Origin of the sequence: Streptomyces sp. Y1, assembly GCF_041053115.1 — a bacterium.
Taxonomy (GTDB): Bacteria; Actinomycetota; Actinomycetes; order Streptomycetales; family Streptomycetaceae; genus Kitasatospora; species Kitasatospora rubellomurina.
In genome coordinates, this window is sequence record NZ_CP163445.1 from 4935354 (window position 1) to 4952060 (window position 16707).

The 16707-nt window shown below is 73.8% G+C and carries 15 protein-coding genes and 2 tRNA genes; 9 read left to right on the top strand and 8 right to left on the bottom strand.

All coding sequences use genetic code 11. The features are described 5' to 3' along the window. Positions 1-220 precede the first annotated feature (220 nt). Complete coding sequence (locus tag AB2U05_RS21385; protein WP_045698880.1) at positions 221-646, bottom strand: OsmC family protein; 426 nt, start codon at positions 644-646, stop codon at positions 221-223. Between the two features lie 239 nt (positions 647-885). On the opposite strand from AB2U05_RS21385, the gene AB2U05_RS21390 reads away from it, so the two are divergent. Together AB2U05_RS21390 and lepB are read left to right on the top strand one after the other, a co-directional pair. Continuing rightward, the gene (locus AB2U05_RS21390; RefSeq protein ID WP_369183975.1) at positions 886-1221 is read left to right on the top strand and encodes a chorismate mutase; all 336 of its coding nucleotides are present in this window, start codon (positions 886-888) and stop codon (positions 1219-1221) included. Between the two features lie 102 nt (positions 1222-1323). Continuing rightward, a complete protein-coding gene (gene lepB / locus AB2U05_RS21395) occupies positions 1324-2124 on the top strand; it encodes a signal peptidase I (protein WP_369183976.1) in 801 nt (266 codons plus the stop codon). Positions 2125-2152: 28 nt separating this feature from the next. Here the strand turns inward: lepB and AB2U05_RS21400 are convergent, their stop codons facing one another. The 3 genes from AB2U05_RS21400 to AB2U05_RS21410 form a co-directional block, all read right to left on the bottom strand. Beyond that, a complete protein-coding gene (locus AB2U05_RS21400) occupies positions 2153-3121 on the bottom strand; it encodes a DMT family transporter (RefSeq protein ID WP_045698831.1) in 969 nt (322 codons plus the stop codon). A gap of 122 nt (positions 3122-3243) precedes the next feature. Continuing rightward, complete coding sequence (locus tag AB2U05_RS21405) at positions 3244-5586, bottom strand: transglycosylase domain-containing protein (protein WP_369183977.1); 2343 nt, start codon at positions 5584-5586, stop codon at positions 3244-3246. Positions 5587-5834: 248 nt separating this feature from the next. Beyond that, positions 5835-5908 (bottom strand) — tRNA-Lys (locus tag AB2U05_RS21410). A 174-nt stretch (positions 5909-6082) separates the two neighbouring features. Between AB2U05_RS21410 and AB2U05_RS21415 the strand changes: the two genes are divergently transcribed. Next, positions 6083-6949: an alpha/beta fold hydrolase gene (locus AB2U05_RS21415; protein ID WP_369185978.1), complete on the top strand. Its 867-nt coding sequence runs from the start codon at positions 6083-6085 to the stop codon at positions 6947-6949. A 28-nt stretch (positions 6950-6977) separates the two neighbouring features. Here the strand turns inward: AB2U05_RS21415 and AB2U05_RS21420 are convergent, their stop codons facing one another. Both AB2U05_RS21420 and AB2U05_RS21425 read right to left on the bottom strand, forming a co-directional pair. Beyond that, positions 6978-7637 (bottom strand): GPP34 family phosphoprotein, encoded by a 660-nt coding sequence (locus AB2U05_RS21420; RefSeq protein WP_369183978.1) that lies wholly within the window; start codon positions 7635-7637, stop codon positions 6978-6980. A gap of 71 nt (positions 7638-7708) precedes the next feature. After that, positions 7709-7782 (bottom strand) — tRNA-Lys (locus tag AB2U05_RS21425). A 573-nt stretch (positions 7783-8355) separates the two neighbouring features. Between AB2U05_RS21425 and AB2U05_RS21430 the strand changes: the two genes are divergently transcribed. Further along, positions 8356-9561, top strand: a complete 1206-nt coding sequence (locus tag AB2U05_RS21430; protein ID WP_045711367.1) for a low temperature requirement protein A — start codon at positions 8356-8358, stop codon at positions 9559-9561. A 19-nt stretch (positions 9562-9580) separates the two neighbouring features. Here the strand turns inward: AB2U05_RS21430 and AB2U05_RS21435 are convergent, their stop codons facing one another. Then, positions 9581-10612, bottom strand: a complete 1032-nt coding sequence (locus AB2U05_RS21435; RefSeq protein ID WP_369183979.1) for a LysR family transcriptional regulator — start codon at positions 10610-10612, stop codon at positions 9581-9583. A 257-nt stretch (positions 10613-10869) separates the two neighbouring features. Here AB2U05_RS21435 and snpA (AB2U05_RS21440) point away from each other — a divergent pair, with 257 nt between their 5' ends. The 4 genes from snpA (AB2U05_RS21440) to AB2U05_RS21455 all read left to right on the top strand — a co-directional run bounded on the left by snpA (AB2U05_RS21440) (position 10870) and on the right by AB2U05_RS21455 (position 15488). Continuing rightward, entirely contained in the window at positions 10870-11544 is a 675-nt protein-coding gene (gene snpA / locus AB2U05_RS21440) for a snapalysin (protein ID WP_369183980.1), read from the top strand. A 311-nt stretch (positions 11545-11855) separates the two neighbouring features. Further along, entirely contained in the window at positions 11856-12497 is a 642-nt protein-coding gene (gene snpA / locus AB2U05_RS21445) for a snapalysin (RefSeq protein ID WP_208615492.1), read from the top strand. Between the two features lie 124 nt (positions 12498-12621). Next, on the top strand, positions 12622-13281 hold the full coding sequence (locus tag AB2U05_RS21450) for a pentapeptide repeat-containing protein (protein ID WP_045698839.1): 660 nt from the start codon (positions 12622-12624) through the stop codon (positions 13279-13281). Positions 13282-13445: 164 nt separating this feature from the next. Then, positions 13446-15488, top strand: coding sequence for a phosphocholine-specific phospholipase C (locus AB2U05_RS21455; RefSeq protein WP_045698841.1), 2043 nt, complete (start codon positions 13446-13448; stop codon positions 15486-15488). 10 nt (positions 15489-15498) lie between these two features. On the opposite strand, the gene AB2U05_RS21460 is transcribed toward AB2U05_RS21455, so the two are convergent. Next, positions 15499-16278 (bottom strand): phosphoribosyl-dephospho-CoA transferase MdcG domain-containing protein, encoded by a 780-nt coding sequence (locus AB2U05_RS21460; protein ID WP_052706827.1) that lies wholly within the window; start codon positions 16276-16278, stop codon positions 15499-15501. A gap of 175 nt (positions 16279-16453) precedes the next feature. On the opposite strand from AB2U05_RS21460, the gene AB2U05_RS21465 reads away from it, so the two are divergent. Further along, positions 16454-16669: a hypothetical protein gene (locus tag AB2U05_RS21465; RefSeq protein WP_045698843.1), complete on the top strand. Its 216-nt coding sequence runs from the start codon at positions 16454-16456 to the stop codon at positions 16667-16669. Positions 16670-16707: the final 38 nt, after the last annotated feature.

The following is a 16707-nucleotide window of genomic DNA, read 5'->3' on the forward strand; positions in this document are numbered from 1 at the left end:
CGATCATAGGCCGCGACGGCAACGCGCGGTGACCGCCGCCAGGGTGATTCAACCGCTTTGTGATCATGTGTGGCGGTATGCGCGCACGCTCCCGGTGCACATCACATGACGTGCGCCGGGAGTGTGCGCGCCGAAGCCGCGCCCCCGGGCGCCGGTCGCGCGCCGGAACGGGCCGGATCGGACGGGCGCGTCCGGCGGGGGCTCGCGCCCCCCGGAGGGGTCAGCCCAGCGAGGCCGTCAGGGTGATGGTCGTGCCGGTCAGGGCCTGGCTGACCGGGCAGTTGGCCTTGGCGTCCTCGGCGGCCTTGACGAAGCCGGCCTCGTCCAGGCCGGGCACCTCGCCGACGACGGTGAGGTGGATGCCGGTGATGCCCTTGCCGGGCTGGAAGGTGACGTCGGCCTTGGTGTGCAGCTTGGCCGGCGGGGTGCCGGCGCCGGTCAGGCCGTTCGAGAGGGCCATCGAGAAGCAGGCCGAGTGGGCGCCGGCGATCAGCTCCTCCGGGCTGGTCTTCCCGTTCGGCTGCTCGGCGCGGGCCGGCCAGGAGACGGGGAACTCGCCGATCCCGGACGAGTCGAAGGTCACCAGGCCCTTGCCGTCGAGCAGGTTGCCTTCCCACTCGGTGTGCGCGGTGCGGGTGGTTGCCACGATCGGTACCTCCATCACTGGGGGACTGCTGATACGGGGACTGCGGGGTCGTCGCATCCGGTCATGCGCGCAACAGCCTACGGGCCGTGCGCGCACCACCGGTCCAGCGACGTGTCCGCATGCTGGAACCGGGCCGTCCGGCATGGGGATCCGGAGCGGGTGCCCTGTTAGATTTGCCCGGGCCCGAGCCCGGCCGCCGTACGGTCGGGCGCCCCACCCAGACACCGGGAGCCGCCCCGATGACGGACTACCCCACGACCCCCGCCGCCGGCCCGACCGAGGGGATCGACGACGCCGTGCGGGCGGAGCTGACCAGCCTGCGCGAGAGCATCGACAACATCGACGCGGCCGTGGTCCACATGCTGGCCGAGCGGTTCAAGGCGACCCAGCGGGTGGGCCGGCTGAAGGCCGAGCACAAGCTGCCGCCGGCCGACCCGGTGCGCGAGCGGGACCAGATCAAGCGCCTGCGCGAGCTCGCCGCCGGGGCGAAGCTGGACCCGGTCTTCGCCGAGAAGTTCCTCAACTTCATCATCGCCGAGGTGATCCGGCACCACGAGGCCATCGCCCGCGCCTGACCCGCCCCGGGATGTCGGGGGCGGCTAAACGCCCGATTTCTCCACGCTCCGGGGTTGGCGTAGCGTGCAGGTTTCCCCAGCCGGAGAGGTGGAGCAGCGACGATGGTGGTGAACCTGCCCGAAACGCCCAGCGGGTCCGACCCCGGTCCGGCCCCGGACGTCGCCGCCGAGGCCGCCGGGCGTCCCGCTCCCGGTGGCCGGGCCGAGGCCCGGCGCCGTGCCCGCGGCATCCGCGGCCGGAAGGCCGGGCGGCCGGGGCGCAGGCCCCGGCCGTGGTGGATCGAGCTGCCGGTGATGGTGGTGGTGGGCCTGGCGGTCGCGCTGCTGATCAAGACCTGCCTGTTCCAGGTGTTCACCATCCCGTCCGGCTCGATGGAGAACACGCTGCGGGTCGGCGACCGGGTCGGGGTGAACAAGCTGGCGCCGCTGACCGGTTGGAAGCCGGAGCCGGGGCAGCCGGTGGTGTTCAAGGACCCGGGCGGCTGGCTGCCGCCGCAGCCCGCCGACTCGAACCCGCTGACCGGCGCGGCGAGTTCGGTGCTCTCCTTCGTCGGGCTGGTCCCGCCGAAGGACGACAACTACCTGGTCAAGCGGGTGATCGCGACCGGCGGCCAGACCGTGCAGTGCTCGGGCACCACGCTGACCGTGGACGGGAAGAAGGTCGACGAGCCCTACCTGCACCCCGGCGACGACTCCTGCGCGGGCCTGGACTTCGGCCCGGTGACGGTGCCGGCGGACCACATCTGGGTCGAGGGCGACCACCGCAGCGACTCGGCGGACTCCCGCTACCACCAGCGCGGCCCGGGCGGCGGCGCCGTGCCGGTGGACAACGTGGTCGGCCCGGTCGCGGCCGTGGTGTGGCCGGTCGGCCACTTCGACTGGTTCGGCTGGGTCGGTCGCTGATCGCCTGGCTGATCGCCTGGCTGATCGCCTAGACCGAAGCCCGCTCCGGCGCCGGGACGTCCGTCGTTTCCGGCGCCTTGCCGGTCTGGGCGGCGAAGGCGCCGGCCAGGACGAGCAGGCCGCCCGCGATCTGCGGCAGGCCCAGGTGCTCGCCGAGCAGGACCCAGGCCAGCACGGTGGCGACCACCGCCTCCAGGTTGGCCACCACCCCGGCGACCGGCGGCGAGAGGTAGCCGACCGAGACCACGCCGGTCAGGTAGGCGAGCACGGTCGCGACCAGCACCATCCAGGCGGCCGGGAGCAGCGCGGGCAGGGTGTGCCCGTTCATCACCACGGACCCGCCGAGCGGGCTCCAGTCGGCCTGCCAGGGCCGGGTGAAGGCGGTGAGCAGCACGGCGCCGATGAGCAGCCCGAACGCGCTGACGGCCAGCGGGTCGACGGGGCGTTCGCCGCGCCGCCCGGCGTCGGCGAGCACGAAGTAGCCGACCTGGCAGCAGGCCGCGCCGAGGGCGAAGAGCACGCCCAGCGCGTCGAAGCTCAGGCCGTTCCACACCTCCACCACGCAGGCCAGCCCGGTCACCGCGACGCCGGCGCCGATGGCCGCGCCGCGGCCGATCGGCCTGCGCTGGACGAACTTGACGTAGCCGATGAGCAGCGGCGGCCCGAGGTACTCGATGAGCAGCGCGACGCCGACCGGGATGCGGGAGATCGCGGCGAAGTAGCAGGCCTGGACGCCGGCCACGGCGAGCAGGCCGAAGCCGAGCAGCAGGCCGGGGCGGCGCAGGACGGCGTCCCGGTGCCGGTAGGCGATCGGGAGCAGGGCGACGGCGGCGCCGGTGACCCGCAGCCACACCACGTGCAGCGGGGACAGGCCGGCCTCGATCAGCGGCTTGGCGGCGGTGCCGGAGCCGCCGAAGGCGACGGCGGAGACCAGGGCGAGGGTGAGGCCGAGGGTGCGGCCCGAGGGCCGGGCCGACGAGGCGGTTGAGCTGAGCACCGACGCATTCTGACAGTCGTACCGGCACCTCGGTAAGGTGCCATTCCGTCATTCGGTCCTGCTCTGAACTGTCCGTAGTGGCGTGGTCGCCGGCGGCCGGCGACCACGCCACTACGGGGGACCTAGTTGCCCGCCGCGGCACCCGTGTTCGTGCCGGTGCCCGTGTCCGTGCCGCCCGTGGGCTGGGTGGTCGGCTGCGTCGTCGGCTGGGTGGTGGGCGGGGTGGTCGGCTGGCCGGTCGGGGTCGGCCGGGTGGTGGGCCGGGTGGTGGGCCGGGTGGTCGGCTGCGTGGTCGGGGCCGTGGTCGCCCCGCCGCCGGTGCCCTTGTTGCCGCTCCAGCCGGTGCCGTCGTTCGGCGGCGTGCTGGCGCCGCCGGTCGGGCCGGTGGACGGGGTGCCGGTCGGCGTGCTCGGCGCGGTCGGCAGGTCGGTGGCGCCCGCGTCGCCGGCGTCGTCGGCCGGGGTCGCGAAGTCGCTCACCGGCTGGCCCTTGAGCGCGGCCTTCATGTAGCTGGTCCAGATCTGCGCCGGGTACTGGCCGCCCGCCGCGCCGTCGATCCCGCCGACGCCGCTGAGCGAGACCTGGGCGCCGGTGCCCGGGTCCTGGCCGAACAGCGCGACCGAGGTGACCAGCTCGGGGGTGTAGCCGACGAACCAGACGGACTTCTGGTCGTCCGTGGTGCCGGTCTTGCCCGCCACCGGACGGCCCAGTGCCTTCGCCCGCCAGCCGGTGCCGCCCGGGTCGCTCACCACGCCCTGCAGCATCGAGGTGACCTGGTTCGCGGTGTCCGTGCTGATCGCCTGGGTGGTCTTGTGCGCGGGCAGCTGGACGGCCTCGCCCTCGCGGTCCACCGACTGAACCAGCCACGGGGTGATCTGCTTGCCGCCGTTGTCCAGCGCGGCGTACACGCCGGCCATGTCCAGCACGCTCGGGGTGGCCGCGCCCAGCGGGATGGACGGCACCGGGTCGAGCCCCGGGGTGTTGGCGGGCAGGCCCAGCGCGATGCCGGTGTCCTTCACCTTCTGCAGCCCGGTGTCCTGGGCGAGCTGGGCGAAGGCCGAGTTGACCGACCAGTCGGTGGCCTGCTGCAGGCTGATCTGGCCGTAGCTCTTGTCGCCCTCGTTCGGCGGCGCGTACGGGGTGCCCTTGCCGCCGCGGACCTTGCGGCCGCTGGTGCCGTCGTAGACCGTGCGCGGGGTGACGGTGCGGCCGTCCTGGGTCTTGGCGTTGTTCTCGAACGCGGCCGCCAGGGCGATCGCCTTGAAGGTCGAGCCGGCCTGGTAGTCGCGCCGGGTCGCGTTGTCGACGTAGTGCTTCACGTAGTCGACGCCGCCGTACAGGGCGACGACCGCGCCGGTCTTCGGGTCGACGGAGGCGGCGCCGGCCTGCGCGGCCGCGTCCTTCTTCCGCTTGTCCGGGTTCAGGGTGTCGTGCAGCTGCGCCTGGACGGAGTCCTGCAGCGCCTGCTGGCGGGCCGGGTCGATGCTCAGCTTGATCGTGTAGCCGCCCTTGGCGAGCTCGGTCTCGTTGATGATCCCGTTCGAGGTGAGGTACTGGGTGGCCGCGTCCACCAGGTAGCCGGCCTGGCCGGACAGGCCCGGGTTGGGCTGCGGGTCCTTGACGTCCGGGAACGCGGCCTTGGCCCGCTCGTCGGCGGACAGCCAGTTCTCCTTGACCATGCCGTCCATCACGTAGTTCCACCGGTTGACGGCGTTCTGCTTGCCGGCCGGGGTCGCGGTGGCCACGTCGTAGGCGCTCGGCGCGTTCAGCAGGGTCGCCAGGTAGGCGCCCTGGGCCGGGTTGAGCGCGGACGCGTCGAGGCCGAAGTAGGCCTGGGCGGCGGCCTGGATGCCGTAGGCGCCGCGGCCGTAGTAGGAGGTGTTCAGGTAGCCGGCGAGGATGTCGTCCTTGCTCTCGGTGGCGTCCACCTTGACGGCGATGAACAGCTCCTGCACCTTGCGGCTGATCGACTGCTTCTGGTTCAGGTAGGTGTTCTTCACGTACTGCTGCGTGATGGTGGAGCCGCCCTGGGTGCCCTCGCCCTTGGCGGTGTTGAAGGCGGCCCGCACCAGGCCCTGCACGTTGACGGCGCCCTCGTTGTAGAAGTTGCGGTCCTCGGCGGCCAGCGCGGCGTGCTGGGCGGCGGGGGAGACCTTGTCCAGCGTCACGTTCTGCCGGTTGGTCTGGCCGGTGCGGGTGATCACCGAACCGTCCGAGTACAGCCAGGTGTTGCTCTGCGCGACGGCGGTGGCGTTCGCGTCCGGCACCTTCACCAGGGCGATGCCCAGCGCGAACAGGCCGACGCCGAGCAGCACCGCGCAGACGAAGCCGAGCAGCGTCATCCGCCAGGTGGGTATCAGCCGGCGCCAGCCGGTGCGCTTGGGGCGGCGCGGCTTCTTGCCGCCGACCGCCGGGCCGGTGGACCGCTTGAGCCGCTTGACCGGCCGGAGACTGATCGACGGCATCCGGCCGCCCTGGGCGTTTCGGGACAAAGCGCGGCCTTTCCTGCGGGCGGACTCGCCGGCCTGCACAGACTGGGGGCGACGGTACGGGGACCTTCGTCCCGATTCCGGTGTACTGCCCAGGACGACCCGGCGGGCCGAATGGCTCCGCCCGAGCGGCGATCGAGACCGACATCACACGCAAAACGGACGTCGAGGGCCAAAAAAATTCGAGGAGCCCCTCGCTGCTGCGAGAGGCTCCCCGATGTCTGTGCGCCGCCAGGGACTCGAACCCCGGACCCGCTGATTAAGAGTCAGCTGCTCTAACCAACTGAGCTAGCGGCGCCTGCTGACCTGGAAAACAATACACGGTTCCGAGGGGTGCTCCGGACCATCCGGGGCCGCGGCCGTCCGAATCACCCCTTTCCTGCCGATTGGGGTGGAGTCGGCCCGGGGCTAGGGTGGAACGGTGCCCAGCCCCCAGCCAGCACACCGCGAGCCGTCGCTCCCCTCCCCGGACCTGCACGACGAAAGGGCCCGCTTCCTGCGGATCGGCGGGGTGCCGCTGCACGTGCGCACCGAGGGCAGCGGCCCGGTGTGCCTGCTCACCGGCGGCCTCGGCAGCAGCTGGTTCGACTGGGACCTGGTCGTCCCGTTCCTCACGCCCTACCGCACCGTCGTCCGCTTCGACCGGCCCGGCTACGGGCTGAGTGCCCCCGAGCCCGCCGCCGCAGGGCCCGCGCCCACGGCGGCCGGCGAGGCCGAGCGGATCCGGGCCGTGCTGGACGGCCTCGGGCTGCCCGGGCCCTGCACCCTGGTCGGCCACTCGCTGGCCGGCTTCCACGTCGAGGCCTTCGCCCGGCTGCACCCCGAGCGGACCGCCGCCCTGGTGCTGGTCGACGGCAGCGTCGAGCCGGCGGCCCGCCCGTACCCCGCGCCCGGGGCCCGCGACCTCGCGGTCCGCGCGCTCGCCGGGGCCGCCACCGCCGTCGCGGTGCCCTACCTGTTCGGCCCGGCCGCCCGCCGGGCGGCGGCCCGGCTCTCCACCGTCCGCCACGAGGACCTCGCCCCGGCGCCGCTGGCCCGGCACTGCTACCGCACCGGACGGGCGCTGCGCGCGCTGCTGCGGGAGAACGCCCGCTACCTCGACGTCGCCGCCGAGCTGGACGGGCTGCGCCGCACCCGGCCGCTGCCCCCGGGGCTGCCGGTCACCGTCCTGGCGGCCGACGACGGCTGCCGCAACCGCCGCACCGAGGCCCGGCTGGCCGAGCAGCGGGAGCTGGCGGCGCTGCTCGGCGCCGAGTACCGCAGCACCGCCCCGGCCGGGCACCTGGTGATGTTCGACCGCCCGGACGCGGTGGCCTCCGCCGTCCTCGAAACGGGCTGAGCCCCCGGGGGCGACGCGGACGCCGGCCTCAGGCGCTCGCCGCGGACCGGCGCCGGTCCAGGGCCCGCTTCACGGCGCCGGCGACCGGCAGGCTCCGGGCCAGCTGTCGCACCGCCCGGCGGGTCGGGGCGCCCGCCGCTCCCGGGTAGAGCCGGCGGTCCAGCCGGGCCGCGCCGATCAGCCCGGCCAGCTGGTGGTCCCGCTCCTCGGCCGGGGTGGCGGGGCCGGAGTCGGCGGTGCGGGCCAGGGTCGCCGCCACCCGCCCGGCGATCAGCGCCGCGGTGTCCGGCCGTACGGCGGTCCAGCGGCGGTGGGGCAGTCCGAGGAATCGGTGGGTGGCGACGGTGAGCGCGCCCTGCTCGGTCAGCCGGTCCAGGTGGTACCGGGGGCCGGCGCGTCGGGGCAGCTTGCGGAGCGCGTGGTCGAGGGTGGTCGGCCGCCGGGCCTCGCCCGCCCGTTCCAGCTCGGCCAGCACCCCGGGGGCGAACCCGTCGCGGTCGCCCGGCGGCCGGAAGCCGGTGATCCGGCGGCCGTCGAGGGTGATCGCGCCGCCCAGGTGCAGCTCGGCGAGGGCGGCGCCGGCGATCACGGTCGGGAAGGTGGTGGGGAGCCGAAGCCGTCCGGTCGTCGGTTCGGCGCAGAGCAGCAGCAGGTCCTCGGCCAGGGGGCGCGTGTCGAAGGAGGTCATGGGGACTAGCACTACCCGCCCCGGAAACGCCTCAGGCCGCCCACCGGAGTGGACGGCCTGAGGTTGTCGGGTGCGCCGCCAGGGACTCGAACCCCGGACCCGCTGATTAAGAGTCAGCTGCTCTAACCAACTGAGCTAGCGGCGCTTGCTGACGTGGAAGACCTTACATGCCGCCCGGCCGATCCGCCGAATCGTATCCGGGTGGTGACCGCGAGTGATCGACGGACGCCGGGGTGGCGGTCGAAGTGCGGGTGGAAGCGGTGGTGGTGGACGGCACGGCGGGCGCTGGCGAGCAGCGCGGTGATCACGAGGCGGGTGGCGCGGGCAGCGGAGGGCCGGTCGCGCCGCCCCCGCCGTTCCGCCACCAGCCTTGACCTTCCGCGTTGCCCGCAGGCCGCCCGTGTCGTGGGGCCCCGCGGGGCCCGCGCTCGCTTCCAACCGGGCACGAATGTAGCGGGGTGCTCCGGCCGGTCGCCGCAGCGCGCGCCGGGCGCGCCCGGAAACCCGCCGGGCTGTCACCCACTTCGCGCACCGCGCCGTCAACTACGGCTGACGGTAAGGAAAAAAGGGACATTCTCTATCATCTCGACCGTGTTCGGGCTGGGTTGACGCGGGTGTTCGGGTCGCTGCGGCGCGTCGCGCCGGTGCGTGCGTCCGGCCCCCGCCGCTGCCAGGATGCGCGGGACAGCCCACCCCGGCACCCTGTGGAGCAGCACCGATGGCCAGCGATTCCGCCGCCGCAGCACCGCGACCGCACTACGTCGATCCGCGCCCGGTGCGCCGGATGGTCCCGCGCGACCGCGACGAGCCGCACCGGGTGGCGACCCCCCTGGAACTCTTCTTCGACCTCTGCTTCGTGGTCGCGGTCGGCCAGGCCGGGCGCGAGCTCGCCCACGCGCTGGCGGCCGGGCACTACGGGGACGGCCTGCGCGGCTTCGTGCTGTCCTTCTTCGCGATCTGGTGGGCCTGGATGAACTTCACCTGGTTCGCCTCCGCCTACGACTGCGACGACGTGCCGTACCGGGTCACCACGCTGGTGCAGATCGCCGGGGTGCTGATCCTCGCGGCCGGGGTGCCGCGGCTGTTCGCCACCCACGACCTGGCGCTGCCGATCACCGGGTACGTGGTGATGCGCCTCGCGATGGTCACCCAGTGGCTGCGCGCGGCGGCGAGCGAGCAGGGCGAGGCGCGTCGGGTCGCGCTGCGCTACGCGGTCGGGATCACGCTCTGCCAGGTCGGCTGGGTGGTGCTGCTGCTCCTGCCGGACGCCGCCCGGCCGGTGATCATTCCGGTCGGCGCGCTGTGCGAGCTGGCCGTGCCGGTGGTCGCCGAGCTGCGGACGCAGACCGCCTGGCACCCGCACCACATCGCGGAGCGGTACGGGCTGTTCACCCTGATCGTGCTCGGCGAGACGGTGTCCGCGGCGACGGTGGCGGTGCAGTCGGCGGTGGACGAGCACGAGGGGCTGGGCAGGCTGCTGCTGGTGGCGGTCGGCGGCCTGCTGATCTGCTTCGCGGCCTGGTGGATCTACTTCGCCCGGCCCGTCCACGGCCACCTGCGCTCCAACCGGCAGGCCTTCGCCTGGGGCTACGGCCACTACGTGGTGTTCGCCTCGGCGGCGGCGATCGGCACCGGGCTGGAGGTGGCGGTCGAGTCGGCCGTGCACAAGACGGAGATCTCCGAGACGGCCGCCACCGCGACCGTCACCGTGCCGACCGCCGTCTACCTGCTGACCGTCTGGTACCTGCACTCCCGGCACACCAAGCGCGGCCTGCTCGCGCAGGCGGTGGCGCCGACCACGGCCGTCCTGGTGCTGGCCTGCACGGCGTTCGGCGGCTCGGGGGTGCTGGCGGCGGGCCTGGTCTGCGCGCTGATGGTCGTGGTGGGGGTGGTGCTGCACAGCCGGGAGACCGCGGCGGCCTGACCGGAAACCGCTCCCGGGCCTAGACCCGGTCCTGAACCCGGTCCTGCCGGTCCTGAACCCGGTCCTGGGCCCGGTCCTGGTCCCTGTCCAGCAGCACCGGTTCGTGCCGGGCCAGCCAGGCCAGGTACGCCGGGTTGACCTTGGCCAGATCCAGGTAGGCGGCCCGCAGGTCGGCGTACAGCGCGTCCAGGGCGGGCGGGCTGAGCACCCGCGGCCGCCAGGTGAACAGCAGCCGGACGGCCAGCGGATCCCCGTGCACCGGGCGGACGACGGTGCCCGGCCCGGGCAGGGAGGTCGGCTGGCAGTGCCGGACGGCCTCGCCGGAGGCGACCAGCTCGGCGGCGGTGGCGTTGTCCCGCACCTGCACCACCCGGGGGTTGAGGCCGGCCTCGCTGAACACCCGGCGCATCGCCGCGTACTCGTGGTCGGCGGTCGGGTCCACCATCCAGGTGTCCCCGGCGAGGTCGGCCAGGTGGACGACCGGCCGGGCGGCGGCCGGGTGCCCGGCGGAGAGCGCGACGAACTGCGGCTCGCGGGCCATCAGGACGCGGTGCTCGGCGTCCGGCGGCACCCGCAGCGGGAAGCCCTCGCTCTCGTACACGAAGGCCACGTCCAGCTGGTCGGCGGCGACCATCCGCAGCAGCGCGCTGGCCGAGATGTCGACGTGGATGGTGGTGTCGGTGTCCGGCAGCCGCTCGTGCACCCGGCGCAGCCAGGCCGCGACCGCCCGGCTGCCGACGCTGCCGATGCGCAGCCGCCGGTGCCGCCCCGAGCCGGCGGTCTCGCGGGCCTCCTGGCGGGCGGCGGAGACGAGGGCCGCCATCTCGGCGATCACCGGGCGGGCCCGGGACAGCACCGAGTGGCCGAGCGCGGTGGGCCGGCTGCCGGTCTGCTCGCGGGTGAACAGGCTTCCGCCGATGGCCCGTTCGATCCGGTGCAGTTGGGTGGTGAGGGAGGGCTGGGTCATGCCGAGCTGGAGCGCGGCCTTGCGGAGGCTGCCGGTGTCGGCGATCGCGCACAGCACCCGCAGGTGTCTCACGTCGAGCTCCACGTCCGGAGCATAGACGCCGTCGACCGGCCTCGCCAAGGACATGACAGGCACTCAACTCCGCCGAGTCCCGCGCCTCCTCCGCCATAAGGCCGGGCTATCGCCGGTTGGCATCATCCGCGACGGCCCCCGGCGGGTCGAAGCTCGGGGCAGCACACCGCCCCGGCCCGGCCGGGGCGGCCCCCACCGCGCGCCACCGCCGTCCGCCGGCCCCCACCGGCCCCGGCGGGCCGGCGCGTCGCGAGCCACGGAGCCCCCACATGAAGCGATCCGTCCTGTCCGCGACCCTCGGCCTGGCCCTCGCGGCCGGCCTCGCCGTCCTGCCCGCCACCGCGGCGTCCGCCGCCCCGGCCGCGCCCGCCGCCGTGCAGGGCTACACCGCCTCGGCGAACTCCGGTTCGGCGCACGCCGGTTCGACCTACGCCGGTTCGGCCCAGGAGGCGGCCGACAACCAGGCCTTCTTCCGGGCCGTGATGGCCTCCGCGAAGGCCAAGCAGGCCGCCAACCCCTGGCTGCAGACCATCACCGTCACCTACGACACCTCGGGCGCCCCCTCCTTCACCGACCAGATCGCCAACGCCGCGCAGATCTGGAACGGCTCGGTGCGCAACGTCCAGCTCCAGCAGTCCAGCGGCACCGGCGACTTCTCGTACTACGAGGGCGACGACAGCCGCGGCTCCTACGCCAGCACCGACGGCCACGGCCACGGCTACGTCTTCCTCGACTACTCGCAGAACCAGCAGTACGACTCGCTGCGCGTCACCGCGCACGAGACCGGCCACGTGCTCGGCCTGCCGGACCACTACTCCGGTCCGTGCAGCGAGCTGATGTCCGGCGGTGGCCCCGGCCCGTCCTGCACCAACCCGTACCCCGACAGCAACGAGCGCAGCCAGGTCGACGACCTCTGGGCGAACGGCGTGGCCACGGCCAGGTAGGGCCGGCCACCAGGGAGTTCGGGCACGGCGGGCCGACCGGCCGGAAACGGTCGGCCCGCCGCTCGTAACTTCCCCGCCGGGGAGCCTAGCCGCCGGCCGAACGGAATGCCAGGGGCATGGGCGGGTCAAGGCCGCTTAAAGCCGCCTCAAATCCCGGGGAATCACGGGCTATTGGATCGGGCTATCGCCGACTGGCATCATCCGCTCGCCCCGGGGGCTGCCCGAAGCTCTGGGAACACCACCCGTTCACCGGGTGCCCCCCGCGCCGGCCCCCAACCCGGCGCGGCACTCCAGGGATTCGGAGCCCCCACATGAAGCGATCCGTCCTGTCCGCGACCCTCGGCCTGGCCCTCGCGGCCGGCCTCGCCGTCCTGCCCGCCACCGCCGCGTCCGCCGCCCCGGCCGCCCCTGCCGCCGTGCAGGGCTACACCGCCTCGGCGAACTCCGGCTCGACGTACGCCGGTTCGTCCGCCGAGGCCGCGGACAACCAGGCCTTCTTCCAGGCCGTGATGGCCTCCGCGAAGGCCAAGCAGGCCGCCAACCCGGGCCTGGCGACCGTCACCGTCACCTACGACGCCAGCTCGGCGCCCAGCTTCCGCAACCAGATAGCCCAGGCCGCGCAGATCTGGAACAGCTCGGTGCAGAACGTCCAGCTGCGCTCCGGCTCGGCCGCCGACTTCCGCTACTACGAGGGCAACGACAGCCGCGGCTCCTACGCCAGCACCGACGGCCACGGGCGCGGCTACATCTTCCTCGACTACCAGCAGAACCGGCAGTACAACTCCGTCCGGGTGACCGCGCACGAGACCGGCCACGTGCTCGGCCTGCCGGACCACTACTCCGGGCCGTGCAGCGAGCTGATGTCCGGCGGCGGCCCCGGCACCTCCTGCACCAACCCGTACCCGAACGGCACCGAGCGCAGCCGGGTGAACTCCCTCTGGGCCCGCGGCTGACCCGGCACCCGTGAGTGACCCCGGGCCGGCCGACCCCCGCGGCCGGCCCGGGGCGCTGCCCTCCGGGGCGGTGTCGGTGGGGCGTGCGAGCATGCGGGCGAGACCCGTCCCGAAAGGTTCCGCCATGCCCCGTGCCGTCCCCGACCAGCTCGCCGACCTGCCGTACGCCGACCTGCTGCGCCCGCACACCGGGCCGCTGCGCGCCGACGCGCGCTACGACACCGCGCACTTCGACGGCGGCGAGCACACCGACGAGTCGGGCGCCGGCGCGGCCTTCCTGGAGTGCGCCTTCACCGGGGTCGCACTCAGCGGCGTCAAGCTGCGCCAGGCCCGGTTCAACGAGGTCTGGGTGCAGGCCGGCCGCTGGGTCGCCTGCGACCTGAGCGACAGCGATTGGCAGGACAGCGCCGTCACCGGCGGCGTGCTGGCCGGGATCGCCGGGTACGGCTCGGCGCTGCGCCGGGTGGTGTTCCGCGGCTGCAAGCTGGAGGCGGTCAACCTGCGCGCGGCGGTGCTGCGCGACGTGGTCTTCGAGGACTGCCTGCTGCGCGACGTGGACTTCGGCGAGGCGAAGCTGACCGGGGTGTCCTTCCCCGGCTCGACGCTGGAGGAGGTCCGGCTGCGCGGGGCCACCCTGAGCAAGGTCGACCTGCGCGGCGCCGCCCGGCTCGACCTGCCGGACGGCCACCAGGGGCTGCGCGGCGCCCTCATCAGTTCCAGCCAACTGCTGGACCTGGCGCCGCAGTTCGCCCATGCGCTGGGGATCCAGGTGAAGGATGTCTGAACAACTCGTTCACCGCTCGGTCGTTCGGCGATGGGCCGGTGAACAGTCCGCCAAAGCTTGAGCGAGGGGTCTGTCCCGCCGCTCCCACCTGCGCAACGATGCTCGCCGTTCGGGTGCTGGGACACGACCTGTATACACACCTCGGGATTGGACGGGCCGGTCAGATGGCAGAGCTGAATCGCAGGAAGTTCATGGCGCTCTCCGCGAGCGCCGCGGCGGGAGCGGCGGTGACCGGCGGGTCCGTCGCCGCCGGCGGCAGCCCGGCGGCGGCCGCGACGACGAGCACCACCGGGACCATCACCGACGTCCAGCACGTCGTGATCCTCATGCAGGAGAACCGGAGCTTCGACCACTACTTCGGCACGCTCAAGGGCGTCCGCGGCTTCGCCGACCGGGCCGCCATCCAGATCCCCGGCGGCTACAGCGTCTTCAACCAGCCGAACGGCCTGTTCGCCCGCCAGTACCCGTGGGCGCTCAGCGCGAGCAGCGGCGAGCAGATCGCGCAGTGCAACGGCGACCTCTCGCACGCCTGGTCCGACCAGCACAAGGCCTGGAACGGCGGCAAGATGGACTCCTGGGTGTCCGCCAAGGGCACCGTCCGCACCCTCGGCTACCTGCAGCGCGCCGACATCCCGTTCCACTACGCGCTCGCCGACAACTGGACCATCTGCGACGCCTACCACTGCTCGGTGCTCAGCGCGACCGGCCCCAACCGCACCTACCACTGGTCGGGCTGGATCGACCCGGCCGGCACCGCGGGCGGCCCGGCCTACGACGGCGGCGACGAGAAGGGCCTGCACTGGCAGACCTACGCCGAGGCGCTGGAGAACGCCGGCGTCAGCTGGAAGGTCTACCAGAACGCCGCCGACAACTTCGGCGACAACGCCCTCGCCTACTTCAACCAGTTCTCCGGCGCCCCGGCCGGCAGCCCGCTGGCCGTCAAGGGCATGGGCTCCGTCCCCAAGGTCACCGGCCGGACCCCGGACGACATCGCCGCCGCGATCAAGGCCGACGTACTGGCCGGCACCCTGCCGCAGGTCTCCTGGATCGTCGCCGACCAGCAGTCCTCCGAGCACCCGTACGCCACCCCCGAGGACGGCGCGCACTTCGTCCACCTGGTGATGGACGCCCTGAACGCGGACCCCACCGTGTTCAACTCGACCGTCCTGCTGCTCAACTACGACGAGAACGACGGCTTCTTCGACCACGTCCCGCCGCCCGCCGCGCCCGCCGGCACCGCGGACGAGTTCTACAACTCCACCAACATCGGTCTCGGCTTCCGCGTCCCGCTGATCGCCATCTCCCCGTGGAGCCGCGGCGGTTGGGTCAACTCCGAGACCTTCGACCACACCTCGGTGCTGCGCTTCCTGGAGGTGTGGACCGCCGCGCTCGGCCGTCCCGCCCGGTGCGCCAACATCAGCGCCTGGCGCCGGAAGGTCTGCGGCGACCTCACCTCGGTCTTCGACTTCGCCAACCCGGTCTACGGCATGCCCGCGCTGCCCGACACCTCGCAGACCATCGGGCTGTCCACCTGCGGCCCGCTGCCCAACCCCTCGCCGACCAACAACGCGCTGCCCGCCCAGGAGCCCGGCACCCGCCCGGCCCGCGCCCTGCCCTACCAGCCGAACGCCAACCTGGACCACTGGGACACCAACGCCGGCGGCGTCATGCACGTCTGGCTGAAGATGACCGACGACGGCGCCGCCCGCGCCGCGCACTTCTCCGCCTACGCCAACGCCTACCGCGGCGGCGGCCCCTGGCAGTACACGGTGGACCCGGGCGGCCAGGTCACCGACTTCTTCAACTGCGGCACCAACGGCTTCGGCAACGGCAAGTACGACCTGTCCGTGGTCGGCCCGAACCGCTTCCTGCGCCGCTTCACCGGCGACCTCACCCAGCCGGGCAAGAACGCCGCCGTCACCGCCTCGTACGCGGTCGAGCCGGGCACCGGCAAGCTCGCGGTCTACTTCAGGATGGCCAACGCGGGCAGCACGCCGATCACCTTCACCATCACGTCCAACAATTACCGCACGGACGGCCCCTGGACGTACCAGGTCCCGGCCGGCGGCAGCGTCAGCGACTTCTTCAACGCCGTCGCCTACAACAACGGCTGGTACGACTTCACCGTCACCGTGGACGTCGACGGCAGCTGGTCGCAGCGCTTCACCGGCCACCTGGAGACGGGCGCGGCCAGCGTCAGCGGCTGATCCGCACCACTTAGGCGTACGGGCCCCGGGGGAACCACGGATCGTGGACCTCCCGGGGCCCGTACGGCGTCAGCAGGGTGACGGTCAGCGGCGCCGCCGCGTACTCGGCGAGCAGCACCGCGCCGTGCCGGGTCACCAGCTCGGCCTGCACCGGCACCGGCAGCTTGCTCAGCGCCCGGCGCAGCTGCAGCGCGTCCCGCCGGCTGACCGGCTGCGGGGCGCGCAGCACCAGCCGCAGCGGGCTCAGCGGACCGGTGACCGGTACGCCGGAGGCGAGCTCGTAGCCGACCGCGCCGATCGGGCCCCAGGGCAGCCGGTGGTCCGCGACCAGCCGTCCGGCCTCCGGCAGCAGGGCCAGGGCGGGGACGGCGGCGATCCGCTCGGGGGCCGGCCGGCCGTGCCGCTCGGCGAGCCGCTCCGGCCGCAGGGTCCGGGCCACGGCCGCCCAGGGGGCCAGCGCCTCCAGCCGCTGCCCGGGGCGGGGGCCGCGCACGGTCACCGGGATCCAGTGCTCGGGCGCCGCCTCCGGGTCGCGGGTGCAGCGCCGCGGGTGCGGCAGGTCGGCCGGGGCGCCGGTCACGGCGGGTGCCCGGCCGACCGTCACCCACGGGTGGGCGCGCAGCACCGTCCGCGCCCAGTCGGGCAGTTCGCCGCCGGCCACCGGGCGCAGCGAGCTGGGGCACTGCATCAGCAGCAGGTCGTGCGGGCCGGGCAGCCGCCCGTCCAGCGCGGCCAGCGGGCCGACCTGCCGGCGCGGCCCGTCGTGCGGGTCGTCGATCGCGTTCCTCACACCGCCACCCTGCGCCCGGCGCGGGCCGCCGGGCCACGGCCGTTGGGCGCGACCGACCGGGACCAAGGACCCAACGGGGCCGATGGTTCGAGGTGCATCCGTACGGCCCCGGTGTGAGAGTGGGGGCAGCCCGGCATTCCGTCGTTCCGCATTCCGTCGTTCCGGAGGAGGAGTCATGGGCATCTTCGACAGGTTGTTCCACCGCGCCCCGCACCACGAGGAGACCGGCGCGGACGCCGCCCAGCGGGCCGCCCTCGCCCACGACGAGGCCGCCGACGCGTACACCGACGACGTCGAGCGCAGCCGGGAGTCGCAGGAGCGGACGGCGCAGGACGAGGCCGACCGGCGTGCCGCCGAGAACATGACGGCCGAGGGCGACCCCTGGGGCTGAGCCCCTTCGAGTCCCACCGGCGAGTTCTATCGGCGAGT

Excerpts from the sequence above, each read along its gene's own strand:
- AB2U05_RS21420 (WP_369183978.1), bottom strand. The coding sequence starts at position 7,637 with ATGACCTCCTTCGACACGCGCCCCCTGGCCGAGGACCTGCTGCTGCTC.
- AB2U05_RS21430 (WP_045711367.1), top strand. The coding sequence starts at position 8,356 with ATGGCCAGCGATTCCGCCGCCGCAGCACCGCGACCGCACTACGTCGAT.
- AB2U05_RS21405 (WP_369183977.1), bottom strand. The coding sequence starts at position 5,586 with ATGCCGTCGATCAGTCTCCGGCCGGTCAAGCGGCTCAAGCGGTCCACC.
- snpA (WP_369183980.1), top strand. The coding sequence starts at position 10,870 with ATGAAGCGATCCGTCCTGTCCGCGACCCTCGGCCTGGCCCTCGCGGCC.
- AB2U05_RS21455 (WP_045698841.1), top strand. The coding sequence starts at position 13,446 with ATGGCAGAGCTGAATCGCAGGAAGTTCATGGCGCTCTCCGCGAGCGCC.
- AB2U05_RS21450 (WP_045698839.1), top strand. The coding sequence starts at position 12,622 with ATGCCCCGTGCCGTCCCCGACCAGCTCGCCGACCTGCCGTACGCCGAC.
- AB2U05_RS21465 (WP_045698843.1), top strand. The coding sequence starts at position 16,454 with ATGGGCATCTTCGACAGGTTGTTCCACCGCGCCCCGCACCACGAGGAG.
- AB2U05_RS21390 (WP_369183975.1), top strand. The coding sequence starts at position 886 with ATGACGGACTACCCCACGACCCCCGCCGCCGGCCCGACCGAGGGGATC.
- snpA (WP_208615492.1), top strand. The coding sequence starts at position 11,856 with ATGAAGCGATCCGTCCTGTCCGCGACCCTCGGCCTGGCCCTCGCGGCC.
- lepB (WP_369183976.1), top strand. The coding sequence starts at position 1,324 with ATGGTGGTGAACCTGCCCGAAACGCCCAGCGGGTCCGACCCCGGTCCG.